This window comes from Acetobacter sicerae (assembly GCF_011516765.1).
Taxonomy (GTDB): Bacteria; Pseudomonadota; Alphaproteobacteria; order Acetobacterales; family Acetobacteraceae; genus Acetobacter; species Acetobacter sicerae.
Window position 1 is genome coordinate 65,288 of record NZ_JAAABN010000012.1, and the last position, 17,435, is coordinate 82,722.

At 56.2% G+C, this 17,435-nt stretch carries 15 protein-coding genes and 1 pseudogene; 11 read left to right on the top strand and 5 right to left on the bottom strand.

What is annotated here, in order from left to right:
• Positions 1 to 88: 88 nt before the first annotated feature.
• From GVI59_RS13240 to GVI59_RS13265, 6 genes are all read left to right on the top strand, one after another.
• On the top strand, positions 89 to 1,030 hold the full coding sequence (locus GVI59_RS13240; RefSeq protein ID WP_173574684.1) for a 2-hydroxyacid dehydrogenase: 942 nt from the start codon (positions 89 to 91) through the stop codon (positions 1,028 to 1,030).
• Positions 1,031 to 1,073: 43 nt separating this feature from the next.
• On the top strand, positions 1,074 to 1,829 hold the full coding sequence (locus GVI59_RS13245; protein ID WP_173574685.1) for a class II aldolase/adducin family protein: 756 nt from the start codon (positions 1,074 to 1,076) through the stop codon (positions 1,827 to 1,829).
• 222 nt (positions 1,830 to 2,051) lie between these two features.
• Positions 2,052 to 4,340, top strand: a complete 2,289-nt coding sequence (locus GVI59_RS13250) for a TonB-dependent receptor (RefSeq protein WP_173574686.1) — start codon at positions 2,052 to 2,054, stop codon at positions 4,338 to 4,340.
• 10 nt (positions 4,341 to 4,350) lie between these two features.
• Positions 4,351 to 5,190 (top strand): sugar phosphate isomerase/epimerase family protein, encoded by an 840-nt coding sequence (locus tag GVI59_RS13255; RefSeq protein WP_173574687.1) that lies wholly within the window; start codon positions 4,351 to 4,353, stop codon positions 5,188 to 5,190.
• A gap of 12 nt (positions 5,191 to 5,202) precedes the next feature.
• Complete coding sequence (locus GVI59_RS13260) at positions 5,203 to 6,234, top strand: isopenicillin N synthase family dioxygenase (RefSeq protein WP_173574688.1); 1,032 nt, start codon at positions 5,203 to 5,205, stop codon at positions 6,232 to 6,234.
• Between the two features lie 309 nt (positions 6,235 to 6,543).
• Positions 6,544 to 7,350 (top strand): hypothetical protein, encoded by an 807-nt coding sequence (locus GVI59_RS13265; RefSeq protein WP_173574689.1) that lies wholly within the window; start codon positions 6,544 to 6,546, stop codon positions 7,348 to 7,350.
• Positions 7,351 to 7,606: 256 nt separating this feature from the next.
• Here the strand turns inward: GVI59_RS13265 and GVI59_RS13270 are convergent.
• Positions 7,607 to 7,760, bottom strand: a pseudogene (locus GVI59_RS13270) (transposase); the annotation flags it as partial.
• A gap of 286 nt (positions 7,761 to 8,046) precedes the next feature.
• Between GVI59_RS13270 and GVI59_RS13275 the strand changes: the two are divergent.
• The 4 genes from GVI59_RS13275 (at position 8,047) to GVI59_RS13290 (ending at position 13,304) form a co-directional block, all read left to right on the top strand.
• Positions 8,047 to 8,352, top strand: a complete 306-nt coding sequence (locus tag GVI59_RS13275) for a hypothetical protein (protein WP_173574690.1) — start codon at positions 8,047 to 8,049, stop codon at positions 8,350 to 8,352.
• Between the two features lie 231 nt (positions 8,353 to 8,583).
• Positions 8,584 to 9,804 (top strand): NADP-dependent isocitrate dehydrogenase, encoded by a 1,221-nt coding sequence (locus GVI59_RS13280; RefSeq protein ID WP_010667410.1) that lies wholly within the window; start codon positions 8,584 to 8,586, stop codon positions 9,802 to 9,804.
• Positions 9,805 to 9,849: 45 nt separating this feature from the next.
• A complete protein-coding gene (locus GVI59_RS13285; RefSeq protein ID WP_173574691.1) occupies positions 9,850 to 10,902 on the top strand; it encodes a transglycosylase SLT domain-containing protein in 1,053 nt (350 codons plus the stop codon).
• A gap of 170 nt (positions 10,903 to 11,072) precedes the next feature.
• Positions 11,073 to 13,304 carry an amylo-alpha-1,6-glucosidase gene (locus GVI59_RS13290; protein WP_173574692.1) on the top strand — a complete coding sequence of 744 codons (2,232 nt, stop codon included), beginning with the start codon at positions 11,073 to 11,075 and terminating at the stop codon, positions 13,302 to 13,304.
• A 92-nt stretch (positions 13,305 to 13,396) separates the two neighbouring features.
• On the opposite strand, the gene GVI59_RS13295 is transcribed toward GVI59_RS13290, so the two are convergent.
• The 4 genes from GVI59_RS13295 to ispH form a co-directional block, all read right to left on the bottom strand.
• Positions 13,397 to 13,747 (bottom strand): hypothetical protein, encoded by a 351-nt coding sequence (locus tag GVI59_RS13295; RefSeq protein WP_173574693.1) that lies wholly within the window; start codon positions 13,745 to 13,747, stop codon positions 13,397 to 13,399.
• Between the two features lie 113 nt (positions 13,748 to 13,860).
• Positions 13,861 to 14,289, bottom strand: a complete 429-nt coding sequence (gene rnhA, locus GVI59_RS13300) for a ribonuclease HI (protein WP_173574716.1) — start codon at positions 14,287 to 14,289, stop codon at positions 13,861 to 13,863.
• Between the two features lie 46 nt (positions 14,290 to 14,335).
• Positions 14,336 to 15,328 carry a homoserine kinase gene (locus tag GVI59_RS13305; RefSeq protein WP_173574694.1) on the bottom strand — a complete coding sequence of 331 codons (993 nt, stop codon included), beginning with the start codon at positions 15,326 to 15,328 and terminating at the stop codon, positions 14,336 to 14,338.
• 13 nt (positions 15,329 to 15,341) lie between these two features.
• On the bottom strand, positions 15,342 to 16,340 hold the full coding sequence (gene ispH, locus GVI59_RS13310; protein WP_173574695.1) for a 4-hydroxy-3-methylbut-2-enyl diphosphate reductase: 999 nt from the start codon (positions 16,338 to 16,340) through the stop codon (positions 15,342 to 15,344).
• A gap of 337 nt (positions 16,341 to 16,677) precedes the next feature.
• On the opposite strand from ispH, the gene GVI59_RS13315 reads away from it, so the two are divergent.
• Positions 16,678 to 17,307 (top strand): hypothetical protein, encoded by a 630-nt coding sequence (locus tag GVI59_RS13315; RefSeq protein ID WP_173574696.1) that lies wholly within the window; start codon positions 16,678 to 16,680, stop codon positions 17,305 to 17,307.
• Positions 17,308 to 17,435: the final 128 nt, after the last annotated feature.

The following is a 17,435-nucleotide window of genomic DNA, read 5'->3' on the forward strand; positions in this document are numbered from 1 at the left end:
ATATTGCGCTCTATAAAAATGCAGATCATGGTTGTTCTGCTGTATGTTGCAATATCAGAATGAATGACGCGCGACGGGGAGAAAAAGGATGAAAAGACTTGCTGTCAGCGCTGATGGGCCAGACGCCTGGGAAAGCTGGCGGGATGCCTTCGCCCGTGTTGCTCCCGACCTGCCCACTATTTCCTGGTTTGATCCGGCATTTGATCCCGCCGACGCCAGTTATGTTCTCGTTTGGGAGCCGCCCGCGGGTGAAATGGCCCACATGGCGAATATGCGGGCCATCCTGAGCACGGGAGCGGGGGTCAATCATCTGGTCAACAGACCGGATTTTCCGGCGGGTGTGCCGCTGGTGCGTATGGGCGGCGATCAGACTGCTGTGCTGATGGCGGATTATGTGATGTGGGCGGCGATCGGGCTGTTGCGGGATGCGAAAAGCTGGGCCCGTCAGCAGGAGCAGCGTGTCTGGCGCCGTCATCCTGTTTTTCGCAACAGCGCCGAAACACGGATCGGAATCCTCGGGTTTGGCAATCTCGGCGCGGCCGTCGCCCGTCGTCTCGCCGCGGCAGGTTTCATCGTTTCCGCCTGGTGCCGCAGTCCCCGTGAAGAAAAGCAGATTCCGCTGTTCTTCGGTGAGCAAGGGCTGTCCGACTTTCTTCCATCCGTCGATATTCTGGTCAATCTTCTGCCCAGCACGCCTCAGACACGCCATATCATTGATGCGAAGTTCCTCTCCCACCTGAAACAGGACGTGGGTTTCATCAATGTGGGGCGGGGAGATCATGTGGTTGAAGAGGATCTTCTGGCAGCACTGGAGTCCGGGCAACTGGACGGTGCGGTGCTGGATGTCGTGGCGACAGAACCTCTTCCCGCCGCGTCTCCCCTATGGAGCCATCCGCGCATCACTCTGACGCCTCATATGGCGTCGGAAGCGTCACGGGATGCGCAGGCGGCCTATGTGGCGCACGCCATTTCGGAGCTGGAAGAAGGCCGTACGCCGCCGCTCCTTTATAGCCCGGAACGTGGCTACTGAGCGGCATCAGACAATCATCGCTGTATGAGTAAGGACAAAGAACATGCAGACATCTCCCGCCGCGTCGTCCGCGCAGGACGAACAGACTCTTCGCGAAGATCTGGCCGCAGCCTATCGTCTGCTGGCGATGTTCGACATGACGGACCTCGTCTACACGCATCTTTCGGTGCGCCTGCCGGGCGAGGATCATCGTTTTCTCGTCAATCCTTATGGACTTCTGTTCGAGGAAATCACAGCCAGTTCTCTGGTTGTGGTGGATGCGGAAGGACACCCGAAGCAGGCGACAAGCTGTCCGGTGAACCCCGCCGGATTCGTCATTCATTCCGCCGTGCATCGCGCCCGGCCAGATGCTGCCTGCGTCATGCATACGCACACACTTGCGGGCATGACGATCGCTGCCCAGACTACGGGTATTCTACCGGTCAATCAGATGAGCATGGAATTCTATGGTCGCGTCGGTTTTCATGGCTATGAAGGAATCGCTGCCGATGACAATCTCAGCGAACGCGAGCGGCTCGTTCGAGATCTTGGTGACAATATCGGTCTTATTCTTCAGAATCATGGATTGCTGACGGTCGGCTCGACTGTGGCGCAGACATTCTACCGGACATGGTATCTTGAGCAGGCCTGTCGCATTCAGGTAGCCGTGCAATCGACCGGTGTGCCGCCCGCTCTGCCCCCGGAAAGCTACGTCCTGCGTGCGCGGGAGCAGTTTGAAAAAGACGAGGATCAGGGCGGTCTTGTCTGGGCCGCCCTCAAACGCAAGCTCGGTCGGGAACAACCCGACTACCTAAGCTGATTTTTATGACCCGGATGCACAGTCATCCGGGTTTCCTGTTTCCAAAAATAAGTTGTTACACTGCGCGGGAAGGGGGAGATTCCTTTTTCGTGTCGAAAGACTGTGTGTCGTTTTTCAGAAAGAATTTGTGACACTAAAGTGAGCTTTTGGAGCTTCTTAACGAAAGCGTATTGGTTATTGTTGTCTAATCGAAACGATTAAGCAGCTAGCCAAGGGCATCCGATGAGAGTTGTGTTCCGTTCCCGTCCCCCTCGCCACGCCCTCTTCACCGCCTCCCTGCTCTGCGCAGCCAGCCCGATTGCTACGGCGGCAGCAGCGACCGGCCAGGGTAAGAATTCTGCGCATCCGGCATCCGTGTCCCATTCCGCGCAGCCAGCAAAAAAAGCCCCAAGAACGCGGGTTGCGGCAAAAGCCGATCCGGAAGCCATCACCGTCACCAGTTCACGCACGCGCCGTTTCCATCAGATGGCGAATACCGTGAACACGCTGAGCGGTCGCCAGCTTGAGCAGTTCCATATTGTCAGCCCGAAGGAAATTGCGGCATTCGTTCCCGGCGTGACCGCTGTGAACGCCGTTTCTGGCAGCACACCGATTTTTTCCATCCGTGGTATCGGTCTCGATGATTATATCGGCACCAACATGGGAGGCATCGGCATCTATCAGGATGGTGTCTTCGCGCCTTATCCTGTTCTCTACAATGGCCAGATGTATGACGTGCAGACGGTCAGCGTCGAGAAAGGACCTCAGGGGTTTGAATATGGCCGCAGCACGACGGGCGGCTCCATCAATGTCGAATCTGTCAAGCCATCAAGCAAGTTCGGCGGTTTTCTCAACTGGGGTTACAGCAGCTATAACACCAATACCGGCAAGGGCGCGATCAACGTCCCCATTACCGATCATATTTTCAACCGGTTTTCCTTCAGCTACATCAAGGGTGACGGCTGGCAGCATGACATCAACACGCACAAGCTGTACGGCGCACAGGATATCCTCGGTCTGCGCAACCAGACCCGTTTTGATCTTGATGACCGCTCATCCCTGCTACTGAACATTCACTATACCCGTGACCGCGGAACGCCCATGTCACCGCAGGATACGAATGCGGACCAGATGAACAACGTGCCCGTCGGCACTTATGGTGTTGGTCCAAATGCCAGGAACAACGCAGTGAATGTCGGGTCCAACCGCGCCTCCCGTGATGAAAATGGCGGCGGCGTGGGGCTCAACTTCACGCGGCGATTCGACTGGGGTACGTTCACGTCGGCTACCGGCATCGATTTCTATCGTCGTAGCAACTATGACAACTACGATGGTGAATCCGTGAATGTCGGTGATTACCACTGGAACGATACCTATATCGTCCAGTCGCACGACATGCATCTGCGCACGACGATCGCCGACCGCCTTCATCTGACTGTTGGTGTGTTTGAATCATACGACAAGATCAATGGCGCCTACACCAGCTACCGTTCTTACCTGCTGGACAGTCCGAACGGCACCCTGACGGATCATTTCGTGCAGCAGAACCTGTCGACAGGACTGTACGTCAACACAGTCACCAATATCGTCAAAGGTCTTGATTTCATCGCAGGAGGTCGTCTGTCCTATGATGAGCGCGGCTTCCACGGTGGCACCCATGATGATGGGGGTGTGCTGACAGGCGTTCCCGGCTCTTCGCTCAGCTATCTGAACAGCAATCACACCTATGAGCGCTGGACCGGCAAGGTGGGCCTTCGTTACACAATCGTGCCGGGCACGCTCGTCTATGGAACGATTTCGAACGGCTACAAGGCAGGCTCCTACTTCGCCGGACCGGTCAGTTCCCCGAGTGCGCTGGATTACGTGCGTCCCGAAAACCTGATCGCCTATGAAGTGGGCGCCAAGACAAGTCTATTCCACGACAAGGTGATTCTGGAAGGGTCCCTGTTCGACTACGAATATCACAATCGTCAGACGCTGTTCGTCGCTGAAATGCCGGGAAACATCACGTCGCTCAGCCTTGGCCCGATCCCTCGTGCAAGAACGCGCGGTGGTGAATTGAGCGGAACGCTTCACAATCTGGTCCCCAACCTCGATCTGAACGGTTCGTTCGCTTATCTGGATGGCCGCTCGATCTCTTCGGTCAACAATATTGCCGGATTGCCGCTTCTCTCAAACGTGGACGCCCATTCCGCCCTGCCGTTTGCACCGCGTTTCTCGTGGAGCGCCTATGCCCGTTACGGTATCAATGTCACCCGTGATTATCGTGCGACCGTGCAGGTCAACTACACCTGGAAAGACAACATGCTTGTCGCTCTTGGTGATCCGAATGGCCAGACCAGCAAGATCAGTTCAATGGGAATGCGGCTTGAGGTCGGTCCGAAGACCGGAAAATGGACGGCGGCTGTCTATGTCGACAACATGCTGAACAAGCACGGCAACACCTATTCCTACACGGGAAGCGACAACAGCCGCGTGCAGTATCTCCAGACACCCCGTTGGGTGGGCTGTGATCTGCGCTACAACTTCTGAAGATTGTTGCATGAAACTGGAACTGTTCAGAACACTCTGGGGCGATACGCGGGACTGGGGGAAGATCATCCCGGAAACGCGTGAAGCCGGCTTTACCGGTCTGGAGGCGCGTATTCCCCTGACCGCATCGGAAGCTGCGGAAAAAGCGGCTATCCTGCAAGGGGAGGGAATTCCGTACATCGCCATCGCCATGACCGGAGGTGGTGTCATTCCGCGGCAATCCGCAACGGTCGCCGATCATATCGATGATTTTCGGGGATGCCTCGACAGGGCGGCCGTCATGGCCCCCCGCTTTGTCAACGTGCTGGGCGGTAACGACCGCTGGTGCGCCAGCCAGCAGGCCGAGTTTATCAACAAGGCCGATGAACTCGGCAAAGAAGCAGGATTTACCTGCTCTTTTGAAACGCATCGTGCGCGTATTCTGTCTTCTCCATGGATGACGCTGGATGTGCTGCGCCAGTGTCCTGATGCTGTGTTTACTGCCGACATCAGCCACTGGGTTGTCGTGTGCGAGCGTCTCCTTGATGATCCATGCGATGATTTCACGCCTTTTATCGAGCGGGTCCATCATCTTCAGGCTCGTGTCGGCTACGATCAGGGGCCACAGGTCACGCATCCCGGTGCTCCTGAATATGCCGCCGCACTCTCGTTCCATCAGAAGTTCTGGCAGTCTGTCTGGGAATCGCAGAAAAGGCGTGGCTACACCGTCACCACCATGACACCCGAATTCGGGCCTGATGGGTATCTTCACACACTGCCCTTTACCAACGCCCCCGTGGCGGATCTCTGGGACCTCAATCGCTGGATCGGCGCTGAACAGCAGCGTCGGTTCACTCTTTGGACAAGCTGAGACTGATAAATCATGACGGCTACAGAAACATTCACATCCATTCCGTGCGTCAACATCGCCGGACTGTATTCCGACGCTCTGGCGGATCGAGAAGCGGTCGCTCGCGAGCTTGGCGACGCCGCCCGCAAGGTCGGATTTCTCTATATCGAAGGCCATAAGGTCAGTGATGACCTGATCGCCGGCGTCCGGGCGGCGGCAAAGGATTTCTTCTCCGAACCTTTCGACGAGAAGATGAAATACTATATCGGCACTTCCGCCACGCATAAGGGTTTCGTCCCGGAAGGCGAGGAGATGTATGGCGGTGACCGTCCCGACCATAAGGAAGCCTTCGACATCGGTTATGAGGTGCCGGCAGATAATCCGCTGGTTACGGCTGGAACACCGCTGCTTGGCCCGAACAACTGGCCGACGCTTCCGCATTTTCGTGAGCGTGCCGAGGCTTATTACCGTGCGGTGTTTGATCTCGGACGCACCCTGTTTCGTGGTTTCGCACTGGCGCTCGGCCTGCCGGAAGACGCATTTGACGACAAGGCCAATTTCCCGCCATCCAAGCTGCGCATGATCCATTATCCTTATGACGGAGATGCTCAGGATGCTCCGGGCATCGGTGCGCACACGGACTATGAGTGCTTCACCATTCTTCTGGCTGACGCGCCGGGCCTGGAAGTCATGAACGGTCATGGCGACTGGATCGACGCGCCGCCCATTCCCGGAGCTTTCGTCGTCAATATCGGTGACATGCTGGAAGTGATGACAGCAGGTGAATTTGTCGCCACAGCGCATCGCGTTCGCAAAGTCAGTGAGGAGCGTTATTCCTTTCCACTCTTCTATGCATGCGATTATCACACCGAGATCAAGCCACTTGCCGCGTTCGACAAGGAAGGCGCGTCTTATGAAGCGATGATGATCGGTGATCACATGTGGGCGCAGGCGCTTCAGACGTACCGTTATCTCGTTGAGAAAGTAGAGCGCGGTGAACTGAAACGGCCTGAAGGCACCCGTAAAACGGCGACATTCGGTCATTTCAAGCGGGTGAAAGCGTAAAAAATACTTTCGAAGTCAGTGCGTACGGTCCTTCTGGACTATTTTTACACCTTATCCCCGGAGAACATGGCTCTCCGGGGTATATTTCATTCAGGTCCGCTGAAAGCTCTTTGAGCTTATGGTCTCCTCATCCTCGGGGGCTGCCGAAACGATCTCCCATGTTCAGAATGGACAGACATGGACCCAAGATTATAAAGAGAATTCTCAGTAAACAGGGTCCAATCACATGAAGGCCGTCGTTACACGGGTATTTTTCCTTCGCCTGCTTCCAATCTGCAAATTCTGTTACATATTGGGTCATCACGAAGCATGACAAAAGATAGTCGTCTGGCAGACCCATTTGAAACCAATATTCAGAATCCACGATGCAGAAGAAAGACCTGGGGTGTTCTGATTGTGGCGCTGGTTTTGGCCGGTGGCGTTCTTGTGCTGTGGCCACAGGAAAAACCAAGGTCGCAGACCTACATCGTGGGCGGATACTGCTATTCTGTTCCTCCGGGTTACGCCGTTACGTATACCGGCTGGACAGAGCAACAGCACGGTTCCATGTTGATGCTTTTGGCCAGATTGCCTGATCTCATTCCAAATGCGTATAAATTGTACCATCCGGATCGGGATGGAAGTAATCCATTTTTTGATAAAGGGTCAGTAGATATGATATTATCTTCGAATGAGGTCGATAATGTTTCTGGGCAGGCTTTGAAGGACAGAATGCTGACGCCTAATCCTTATTATGTAAAATTAAAAGAGCATTACAAGGATTTTGATATTTATAAATGGCATTCCAACTGGATCTACGTTCGAGGATCTGGAATGAATACAAAGGCCCTTTATTGTGATGGTATTCGCAAACAGCCTGACTGGAACAGAACTGACAGAACGCAGGGCCGATACGGAACCTGCAACACCGTTTTCCCGTTATTTGAAAAAGATCATGATCAGTATGTCTATGATCACGCCATCAAACTGACGTTTGGCGGCTCGCATCTTCAGGACATTGACGACATCGAAAAACAGGTTCGTGCTCTGGTGCTGTCATGGCAGAGCGGACGCGTGACGGACGGGCACTGCCCGGAAGCATCCAGTCGGAAGGAGCATGAAAATAAGTTTTTCTGATCGTTTACTGAAGGGACATTGTCTCCTTTAGATGATCTCCAGAATCGTCGGCTCAGAGAGAGTTATAAAATCCTTTGTTTTTTTACCACCCTATGAATCCGTTTTTTCTTGTCTTGGGGCTTATAGCTGGAACATGCTGGTCGGCAGCGAGGCAGATGACCGAGGAGAAGGCGGGTCAGTCGTCTGTCATGGCGCGTTGTTCTACATCGCCAGTCCTTGAGACGTCCGAACATGATTTCGATGTGATTGTAGAGCGTTTTGCGTAGGCATACTGCCGAAATGCGTCACGCCAGCGCAGACCATTCCGATTAACAAGGATAGTGCCGCTCAGCACGCAGGGTCATCAGCACGCGGTCGACCGTGGCTTTTTGGAAAAGGGCCGCAGACAGAGCCATCTGTTCGTCCGTCATTACAGGTCGCTCATCCCCAGTCTTCTCATTGAGCCTGAATCAGATTGTCACCAGAAAATAAACGCGCCTGCCCCTGAAGGAGCGGGTGTGTAGTAATCATTTATCGTTTTTACTTCTATCGCTTCGGTAAGTGCGGGAATTGTCTGACGTGCTTGTGATAAAGATAATGAAGATGTGAGAACACAAATTTATTATTCAACATAACGGTGCCGTTACTGGTCATATCTCTCGGAATTTTACAGGATTTACTCAATCCTCAATCCTCAATCAAATCCGGAGAGATGTTATGAAGCGTTATCTCACCGCTCTATGTGTCATGACCTGCATGACGGGTGCAGCTTTTGCCGACAGCCAGACCACACGTTCCGATCGGCAGCGCACTGTCATTCAGCATGTCTCAAACCAGCAGAGCGATGCTTCCCGGAATGTTGTGCAGGCCAGTAACAACCAGTCATGCGTGAAAGTCTGGGTGAATCAGCAGACCCATGTCTATCACATGCCGGGCAGCTTCTGGTACGGCGCAACCCCGAACGGACGCTATATGTGCGTGCAGCAGGCTGTTGCGGGCGGCAATACACGGGCATTTTTCTGAACAGCACGTCCGGAACCCCGGGATGTCATTCCTTTCTTCAGTGCGCCTCACGCGAGCGTGAAACTGGAAAGCTCTGTTCATACGCCACTGGTATGACGCCTATCGCAAATGTGAGTGAAAAAGCTCTGTTCGACCGTTGGGCGTCATCGTTATGGGTGTTAGGGCAAAAGTCTCTTCACTGCCGGAAATACGGCGGAAATTGTGACGATTATCGAAGGAAATGCACGTCCTATGGCGAAAATAAAGGTCAAGAATCCGGTCGTAGAACTCGATGGCGACGAGATGACACGCATCATCTGGCACTTCATCAAGGAGCGCCTGATTCTGCCTTATCTCGACATTGACCTGAAATATTACGATCTCGGGATCGAAAATCGCGACAAGACCGATGACAAGGTCACGGTTGAGGCTGCTGAGGCCATCAAGAAGTATCGCGTGGGCGTCAAATGCGCGACCATCACACCGGATGAGGCGCGTGTCGAAGAGTTCGGTCTCAAGAAGATGTGGCGTTCGCCGAATGGCACGATCCGCAACATCCTTGACGGCACCATCTTCCGCGAGCCGATCATCTGCTCGAACGTGCCGCGTCTGGTGCCGCACTGGAGCAAGCCGATCGTCATCGGACGTCATGCTTACGGCGACATCTACCGCGCCGCCGAGACGAAGATCCCCGGTCCCGGCAAGGTGACGCTGAACTATGTGCCCGCCGATGGCGGCGAGCCGCTTGAGCTTGAAGTGCATGACTTCAAGGGGCCGGGCGTGGCGCTGGGCATGCATAATACCCGCGCTTCGATCGAAGGCTTTGCCCGTGCGTCGCTAAGCTATGGCCGTGACCGCAAGTTCCCAGTCTATCTGTCGACCAAGAATACGATCCTCAAGGCCTATGACGGCATGTTCAAGGACGTGTTTCAGGAGATCTACGACAAGGAATTCAAGGCCGATTTCGAGAAACTGGGCATCACCTACGAACACCGCCTGATCGACGATATGGTTGCGTCCGCCCTGAAGTGGGAAGGCGGCTATGTCTGGGCCTGTAAAAACTATGACGGCGACGTGGAAAGCGACATCGTGGCGCAGGGATTCGGCAGCCTCGGCCTGATGACGTCCGTTCTGCTCGATCCGACCGGCACCATCGTTGAGTCGGAAGCAGCGCACGGCACGGTGACACGTCATTACCGTGAGCATCAGAAGGGCCGTCCGACGAGCACGAATCCGATTGCGTCGATCTATGCGTGGACACGCGGGCTCGCCTATCGCGGCCGGTTCGATGAAACGCCGGATGTGGTGGCGTTCGCCGAGACCCTTGAGCGCGTCTGCGTCGAGGCTGTTGAAGCGGGTGAAATGACCAAGGATCTGGCGCTGCTGGTGGGAAAAGGCACGAAATGGCTCGATACGCAGCCGTTCCTCGATGCAATCGACACCCGTCTGCAGAAGGCTCTGAAAGCTGCGTAATCCGCTGCTAACGGTTGGTTAGGAAAAACGCCGCATTCTGCTGGGATGCGGCGTTTTCTTTTTCTTGCTTTTGGGTGTGTATCAGGACCGGTTTCGGGGGCATGGGCTGAGACCCCGCTTCCGGCCACGTCATGGGCAGCGCATCCGCCTCTTGCGCAGGGGAGCGCCAACGCCCAGCCGTTCTGGTCGGCTGCACGGTCACCGTCGCCGTTTGCCGTGTCAGGCGCAGGCTCGGCGCCAGCCGGTGCGAGCACCCCGGACAGGGCGGCGCTGATGACGGGAGCCCAGCCCCAGATCCAGACCCAGTCTGCGGGAAATATTGCGCCCGGAGATGCGCGTCTGTGCACAAACGCCATCCTGATGGCGGAGCGCAGCACCCGTATTCCCGACCAGTTTCTTGTCGCCATGGCGCGTGTCGAGAGTGGACGACATATCAATGGTGAGCTTGTGCCCTGGCCTTGGACAGTTAATGCGCAGGGCAAGGGCTATGTCTATGACAACAAGCGTCAGGCGATAGAGGCGGTTCGCGCTTTTCAGGCGCAGGGCATCCGTTCGATTGACGTGGGCTGCATGCAGGTGAATCTTCAGCAGCATGCCGATGCTTTTCCGTCACTCGAAGCGGCGTTCGACCCTTCCACAAACGCCATGTTTGCGGCGCGTTTTCTGACCGATCTCTTCAGTCGGACAGGAAGCTGGCCCAGAGCCGCAGCGGCCTATCACTCCTTCACACCCAACATCGGTTCAACCTATCAGTGGAAGGTGCTGGAATCCTGGGCGATGCCATCGGGTGTGGGATCGTCGCGGCCTTCGACCCCGGTCTCGATGACACCCCATCACGTAGGACCGCTGGCTCCGTCCACACAACCGACCACGCCCTATGTGACCAGTCGGGGAGCTGCCGCCACCATGGCTTCCATGGGAGGAGGTGGTGGAAATGTAACTGCCCCTGTTGCTGCTGGTCCGTCAGGAGGGAATGCCGCTCCAGTATCCCGTCCAGCGTTTCTCGGTGGGGAAGGGGGAGGGCGTTCGCTGGCAGCCTATCGTGCGAACCCCGTGCATATGGTGCGTCAGGCCATGATCCTGCCACCAAGGTTCTGAGCTGCCACAAGAAAGATAACTCATCCGTAAGGAAGTTTTTCTTTCTTTGAGGCGACCATCACGTTCATTCTGCGTTAGGCATCAGAAGGCGGAAAAGCGGCCCTTCTGCAAGAGCTGATACATTTTTCCTTTGCTGCTGTCCTGCCAGACACAGAATGGAGTATGTTTTCATGGATGCCCAGCCTACTGGTTCTGCCGATCATACTGATACTTCTGTCGATGAACAGCTCCATACCGGCCTCATTTCCGATGATCTGAGTTCGATGGCCAGTGCGATCCTGTCGAACCGACGTCTGCATTGTCTGAAAAATGATGATCTTTTCGGCGTTTTTGATCAGACCGGAGACATACTCTGGGGACAGGACATTGCCGATGGGCTGTACTACCGTGACACACGCTATCTGTCCGGACTGACATTCCGTCTGGAAGACCAGAGGCCCATCCTCCTCTCGTCTGTTGTTCGCGAAAACAACATTATGATGTCAGTCAATTTGACGAATGAAAATTTGTCGCTGCGCGACGGGACCCGTCTTGCGCATGATCTGCTTCATGTGCTGCGGTCGCGCTTTCTGTGGAATGGCGCGTGTTACGAGCGGATCGAAATACGTAATTTCGATATAATCCCTCATGAAATCGTCTGTGATATGCGGTTTTTTGCCGATTTCGCCGATCTTTTCGAAGCGAGAGGCATGAAACGCGCCAGACGGGGCGAAACCCTTGAACCCGTAATAGAAAACGACACGGTCACACTGTCCTACAAGGGGCTGGATGACCGCACGCGGACAACGCGTTTACGGTTCTGCCCTCAGCCGAAAACATTGTCGACAGACCGGGCGACGTTCGGCTTTTCCATCGAACCTGGGCAAAAGGTTCTTATTCATCTTGAGGTTCAGTGTGATCCTTCGGAAAGGCAGCAGAGCACCGAGATTCCGGCGCGGACCTTTCTCTTTGCTGCCGTGGCCGCACGACGTGCGCTCAGAAACGCGTCTTCCCGGGCTTCCGCCATTGCGACGTCGAATGAAGCGTTCAATGAAGCGATCCGACGGTCGATCTGCGATATCTACATGCTGCTGACGGAGAAAAAGACCGGCCCTTATCCTTACGCCGGTATCCCTTGGTACAGCACGGTTTTCGGACGGGACGCTCTGATCACGGCGCTGCAGACCTTGTGGCTCGATCCGCTGATCGCAAAGGGGGTTCTCCAGTATCTTGCCGTCAATCAGGCTGATCGTGAAGATCCTCTCGCCGATGCGGAACCGGGCAAAATTCTGCATGAAGTGCGGTTGTGTGAAATGGCCGAACTCAGGGAAGTGCCTTTCAGGCGCTACTACGGTTCGATTGATTCCACGCCGCTGTTTGTCATGCTGGCTGGCGCCTATCTCGACCGGACGGGGGATGTCGGAACGCTCAGCCACCTTTGGCCACATATTACGCGGGCCATTGACTGGATCGAGCGGTTTGGCGACCGCGATGGTGACGGTTTTGTGGAATACGGCCGTAAGAACAAGGACGGACTTGCCAATCAGGGATGGAAAGACAGTCACGACAGTATTTTCCACGCTGACGGTACTCTGGCCGAAGGACCGATCGCGCTGTGTGAAGTGCAGGCATACGTTTATGCGGCGAGACGCGCTGCGGCTGTTATTGGACGCAGACTTGGCCAAACCGCTTATGCGGCCCATCAGGATACGAGAGCGGATGCTCTGAGGGTCTCGTTCAACCTGAAGTTCTGGAACGATGATATCGGAACGTACGTCATTGCTTTGGATGGAAAAAAGAAGCAATGCGTCGTGCGGTCTTCAAACGCGGGCCATGTGTTGCTGACCGACATGGTGCCGGGCGAACGGCTTGATAAGGTCGTGCGTAACCTGATGGATCGGAAATCATTCTCGGGGTGGGGAATCCGGACCATTCCGGAAGGAGAGGCCCGATACAATCCTATGGCCTATCATAATGGTTCCGTATGGCCGCATGACAACGCCCTGATCGCCATGGGGTTTGTGAAGCATGGTTTGAGGAAGGAAGCGGCTCTTATATTCAGCGGATTGAGCGACGCCGCGCTTCACACGGACCTTCGTCGTTTGCCAGAGCTTTTCTGCGGATTTACACGCAGTCAGGCTGAAGGACCTGTTCGCTATCCTGTGGCCTGCTCACCTCAGGCGTGGGCGGCGGCAACTCTTCCGGCGCTGGTGCAGGCCGTCATGGGTCTACGTTATGATCCGGACAATGTCGCGGTTGAATTCGTCCGCCCCGTTTTGCCGGAGGCCATTCATTCCCTCAAGCTGTTCAATCTTGCCGTAGGAGGGGAGTGGCTGACGGTGAGGATTGTACGGGCTGGTGACGAGGTTGCGATCAATGTCGTCGAACGCTCTGCTTCAATCCAGATGAAGATCATCAATTAGTAAAATGACTTAAGACGTCGATCGAAAAACAGACTGTTCTTCGATCGACGCCTTGTCTGTGACCACCAGCAGCCTTTTAGCTGTTCAGGTCCTTACTGGGCGATGTCGTGTGCGGTCTTCTTCGTCCAGTTAGCCGTGTCATGAGCGGCTTCCTTGGTGCCATTCTTGGTGGCGTCCCAGCCCTTTTCTCCCGTCTTGCCCGTCCATTTGGCCGCTTTTGTCGCGTCGTTCTTGGTGGCGTCCCAGCCCTTGACGGTTTCTTTCTTGGTCCACTGAGCAGCATCGGTGGTGCCGTGCTTGACCGAGGACCAGGACTGACGCACGGAGCGGCAAAGGTCACTCTCACAGGGCTTCTCAGGCGCATCTGCCGCCATTGCAACAGGAGCCAGCGACAGGCCTGCCAGAAGAAGAAGGGCTGATGAGGAGTGGAAGCGGATCGACATTGGAAAACTCACTAAAAAACCAAAAAGGTAGAGTGTCACTTCGGACAGCTTCCGGCAAGTCCGGCGTTTACACTTCCGGATCAGCCCCTTTTACTGCTTGTCAATTGAAACAGTCAGCCTTTTTCGATCGCGATACGGGCGTCTGTCGCCAGCTGATCCACCCGTTCATTTTCCGGCACACCCGAATGGCCTTTGACCCAGTGCCAGGAAACGTCGTGCGGCTTGGCGGCGTCGAGCAGGCGTCGCCACAGGTCCATGTTCTTGACCGGGTCACCCGAGGCGTTGCGCCAGTTGCGACGGACCCACCCCGTATGCCAGCGCGTAATGCCGTTGCGGACATATTCGCTGTCAGTGTGCAGAGCAATCTTGCATGGCCGTTTCATGGCTTCCAGAGCCTCGGCGGCGGCTGTCAGCTCCATGCGGTTGTTTGTGGTCTCCGGCTCACCACCAGACAGCTCCCGCTCATGACCCTTGTAGCGCAGCAGCACGCCCCAGCCGCCGGGTCCGGGATTGGGCCTGCACCCGCCATCTGTCCAGATCATGACGACGGCATCATCATCCTGAACGGTTTCCGGAGCGTCCTGTGTTTCAGACACCGTAAACTCCGCTGTTGTCCGTAGCGAGGTGGAACCGGAGGCGGTGGATATAATCCATAGGATCCTTGCGTGTGACCATCGCGTCCGGTGGCGTGTTGATCCAGTCGTACAGCCGGGTCAGGGCGAAACGCATGGCGGCACCCGCGCAAAGCACAGGCAGGGCATCCCGTTCAGGAGAAGTGAGAGGACGCACGCTTTCATAGCCGGCGATCAGTTGCCGGGCGAACATCTCGTTAAATCCGCCATCTTCGCTGAAGCACCATGCGTTCAGGCAGATGGCGACATCGTAGGCGAGGAAATCCGTGCAGGCGAAGTAGAAGTCGATCAGGCCGGAGACCTTGTGATCGAGAAAGAACACATTGTCGGGAAACAGGTCGGCGTGAATCTGCCCGCGAGGCAGGTCGGCCTGACTGCCGACACCGGGCCATGCCGGGAGGATTCGATCCAGAGCGAGGTCGAGTTCTTCGAGAAGCTGTTTCGTCCCGTTGGTCTGCCGGTCTGACCGGACGGCATCCTGCAGGAGAGGCCGCCATGCGTCGGGACCGAGGCTGTTGGCGCGGACTGGCGCGTAGCTGCTCCCGGCGACATGCAGCCGGGCAAGCGCCTCACCAAGCGGACGGCAGTGTTCACTGTGAATATGGCGTGGCCAGACACCGGAGAGGAATGTCGTGATCGCGGCAGGTCGACCCGCCAGCGTGCGGAGCGCTTCACCATCCCGACCGCAGACGGGCAGGGGGCAGGACACGCCCTTGGTCGCCAGATGACGCATGAAGCCCAGAAACCACGGGAGATCGTCCGGATTCACACGCTTTTCGTAAAGCGTAAGAATGTAATCGGATTCCTTGCCGTCTTTTTCGGTGCGCAGAAGGAAGTTGCTGTTCTCAACACCTTCCGCGATGCCGCGGAAGGCTGTCAGATGCCCGATATCGTAACCGACGAGAAACGCGGAAAGCTCCTCGTCGGTAATTTCTGTGTAGACGGCCATGAGTCTCTTTGCGTTAGCCGAGCGGCGCGGGAAGGCGGAAGGTGACGTTCTCTTCCTTCACAGTGCGCTCGTCGATCTGCAGCGTGTAGCGCTTGGCAAGCTCGTTGACCATTTCCTGCACCAGCGCTTCCGGCGCGGAGGCGCCCGCTGTAATGCCCAGCGTTTTCACGCCTTCCAGCACGGACCAGTCGAGGGCGGCCAGCTTGGGAACGAGCAGGGCGCGCTTGGTGCCGGAGCGCTCGGCAACCTCACGTAGGCGCTGCGAGTTGGAGGAGTTGGGCGATCCGATGACGATGACCAGATCGCACTCGGGTGCGATGGCCTTCACGGCTTCCTGACGGTTGGTCGTGGCGTAGCAGATGTCTTCACGCTTCGGTCCCTCGATGAGCGGGAACCGGTCGCGCAGAATGTCCACGATTTCAGCCGTGTCATCGACCGAGAGCGTCGTCTGGGTGATGAAGGCGAGACGCGTCGGGTCGGCAGGCTGCACCGTCCGGGCTTCTTCCGCGTCGTTGATGAGCGTCACAGCGCCCGGAGGGAGCTGGCCCATCGTGCCGATCACTTCCGGATGGCCTGCGTGACCGATCATCAGGATGTGGCGGCTGTCCGGTCCGCCATTGGCGTAATGACGCTCGGCTTCACGGTGGACCTTGGACACCAGCGGGCAGGTCGCATCAAGATAAAGCAGGTTGCGGCGCACGGCTTCGGCCGGAACGGTCTTGGGAACGCCGTGAGCGGAAAAGACCACATGGCCGTCGGCGGGAACCTCATCGAGTTCCTCGACGAAGATCGCGCCTTTTTCCTCAAGCTCCTCAACCACGGTCCGGTTATGGACGATTTCGTGACGCACATAGACCGGAGCGCCATAAGCGCGGATGGCTTCCTCCACCACGCGGATCGCGCGGTCGACGCCGGCGCAGAAACCGCGGGGACCGGCCAGAAGCACTTTCAGGGCGCGTGTCTGGTCCTGCGTTTCGACAGGTTTCAGGGAGAGAGTGGACTGGTCGGGCATGGTGTTCCCCAAACATTCGGCGGGCGACATTACGGGGCGACCGGCAGAAGCACCGGCTGGCCACAGGATCTGTTTTGCCCCGCCCTACGCAAGACGGGCGGATCGCGCAAGCCGTATCGTGATAAAGAGCTATCCTGCTCTTATGACACAAAACAGGCCGTTTGCCCCATATCTCATGTGACTGTTTATTTTTTTGTGCATGATTTCAGGCAGCCCCGGTTTTCGTGGACGCATTTCTGGTCGATACTCGCGCAGTGATCTGTGTCCGCTGCATGACGCCTCCGTGTGAGGGGAAATGTGGCGTCAGGTCGTGTAACCTGTCAGTCTGGATTGTCGCATGGCCCGGTCTCCGCTTGTGTTTCTGCATTCTCTCCGCTCGTTCGCGGTGCGTGATCATCTATCGAGTCGCGTGTGGTTCATGAAATGGGGCGTCACGGGACTTGCTGCGCTGATGCTGCCTCTGGCGCTGACCGGTTGCACGGAGACTGATGACAATGTCTTCGCTCCAAGCTGCCCGGAGATGCATATCCCCTCGGAAGTGGCGGATTATTATAATTACTCCGCCAAGGGGCCTTCATTCGATCATCTGGTGACGCATGCGAGTCTCAGCAGTCTGAGCGGCGATTGCATGGCGAGCGGACGCAAGAATCTGAGAACCCGGCTGGGCGTGCACATGGTGGTCCGCAAGGGGCCGGCTGCTCCCGGAGAGACGATTACACTGCCGTGGTTTGTCGCTGTGGTGCATAATGACAAGATTGTCGGAAAACACGTTTTCGAGCAGAAAGTCACGTTTCCAGCCGGACAGGATGCTGTTGCGGTCGATACGCGTCTTGTGACCGTTGATCTGCCGATCAAGCCGACCACGCTCGACAACAATTACCGTTTTGAGGTCGGATTCCAGCTCAACCATACGCAGGTTGCCTACAACCGTGAGCATGGGGTGACAGCTTCTTTTGTATCGAAGTGAGTTGAACGGCTCTTTTTCGGGGCATGGCTTTGCTCCGGAGTGGGAAAACCGTGCCTTGCCCCGTTGCCGCATTGCGGGAAGAAAGCTAACCAAGTCAAAAGGCCTTGTCCGGCCTCAGTAAGATGTCG

Bases quoted from the DNA above. Each gene is read 5' to 3' on its own strand.
- GVI59_RS13240 (WP_173574684.1), top strand. From the start codon at position 89: ATGAAAAGACTTGCTGTCAGCGCTGATGGGCCAGACGCCTGGGAAAGC.
- GVI59_RS13245 (WP_173574685.1), top strand. From the start codon at position 1,074: ATGCAGACATCTCCCGCCGCGTCGTCCGCGCAGGACGAACAGACTCTT.
- GVI59_RS13250 (WP_173574686.1), top strand. From the start codon at position 2,052: ATGAGAGTTGTGTTCCGTTCCCGTCCCCCTCGCCACGCCCTCTTCACC.
- GVI59_RS13255 (WP_173574687.1), top strand. From the start codon at position 4,351: ATGAAACTGGAACTGTTCAGAACACTCTGGGGCGATACGCGGGACTGG.
- GVI59_RS13260 (WP_173574688.1), top strand. From the start codon at position 5,203: ATGACGGCTACAGAAACATTCACATCCATTCCGTGCGTCAACATCGCC.
- GVI59_RS13265 (WP_173574689.1), top strand. From the start codon at position 6,544: ATGACAAAAGATAGTCGTCTGGCAGACCCATTTGAAACCAATATTCAG.
- GVI59_RS13275 (WP_173574690.1), top strand. From the start codon at position 8,047: ATGAAGCGTTATCTCACCGCTCTATGTGTCATGACCTGCATGACGGGT.
- GVI59_RS13280 (WP_010667410.1), top strand. From the start codon at position 8,584: ATGGCGAAAATAAAGGTCAAGAATCCGGTCGTAGAACTCGATGGCGAC.
- GVI59_RS13285 (WP_173574691.1), top strand. From the start codon at position 9,850: ATGCGGCGTTTTCTTTTTCTTGCTTTTGGGTGTGTATCAGGACCGGTT.
- GVI59_RS13290 (WP_173574692.1), top strand. From the start codon at position 11,073: ATGGATGCCCAGCCTACTGGTTCTGCCGATCATACTGATACTTCTGTC.
- GVI59_RS13295 (WP_173574693.1), bottom strand. From the start codon at position 13,747: ATGTCGATCCGCTTCCACTCCTCATCAGCCCTTCTTCTTCTGGCAGGC.
- rnhA (WP_173574716.1), bottom strand. From the start codon at position 14,289: ATGATCTGGACAGATGGCGGGTGCAGGCCCAATCCCGGACCCGGCGGC.
- GVI59_RS13305 (WP_173574694.1), bottom strand. From the start codon at position 15,328: ATGGCCGTCTACACAGAAATTACCGACGAGGAGCTTTCCGCGTTTCTC.
- ispH (WP_173574695.1), bottom strand. From the start codon at position 16,340: ATGCCCGACCAGTCCACTCTCTCCCTGAAACCTGTCGAAACGCAGGAC.
- GVI59_RS13315 (WP_173574696.1), top strand. From the start codon at position 16,678: ATGGCCCGGTCTCCGCTTGTGTTTCTGCATTCTCTCCGCTCGTTCGCG.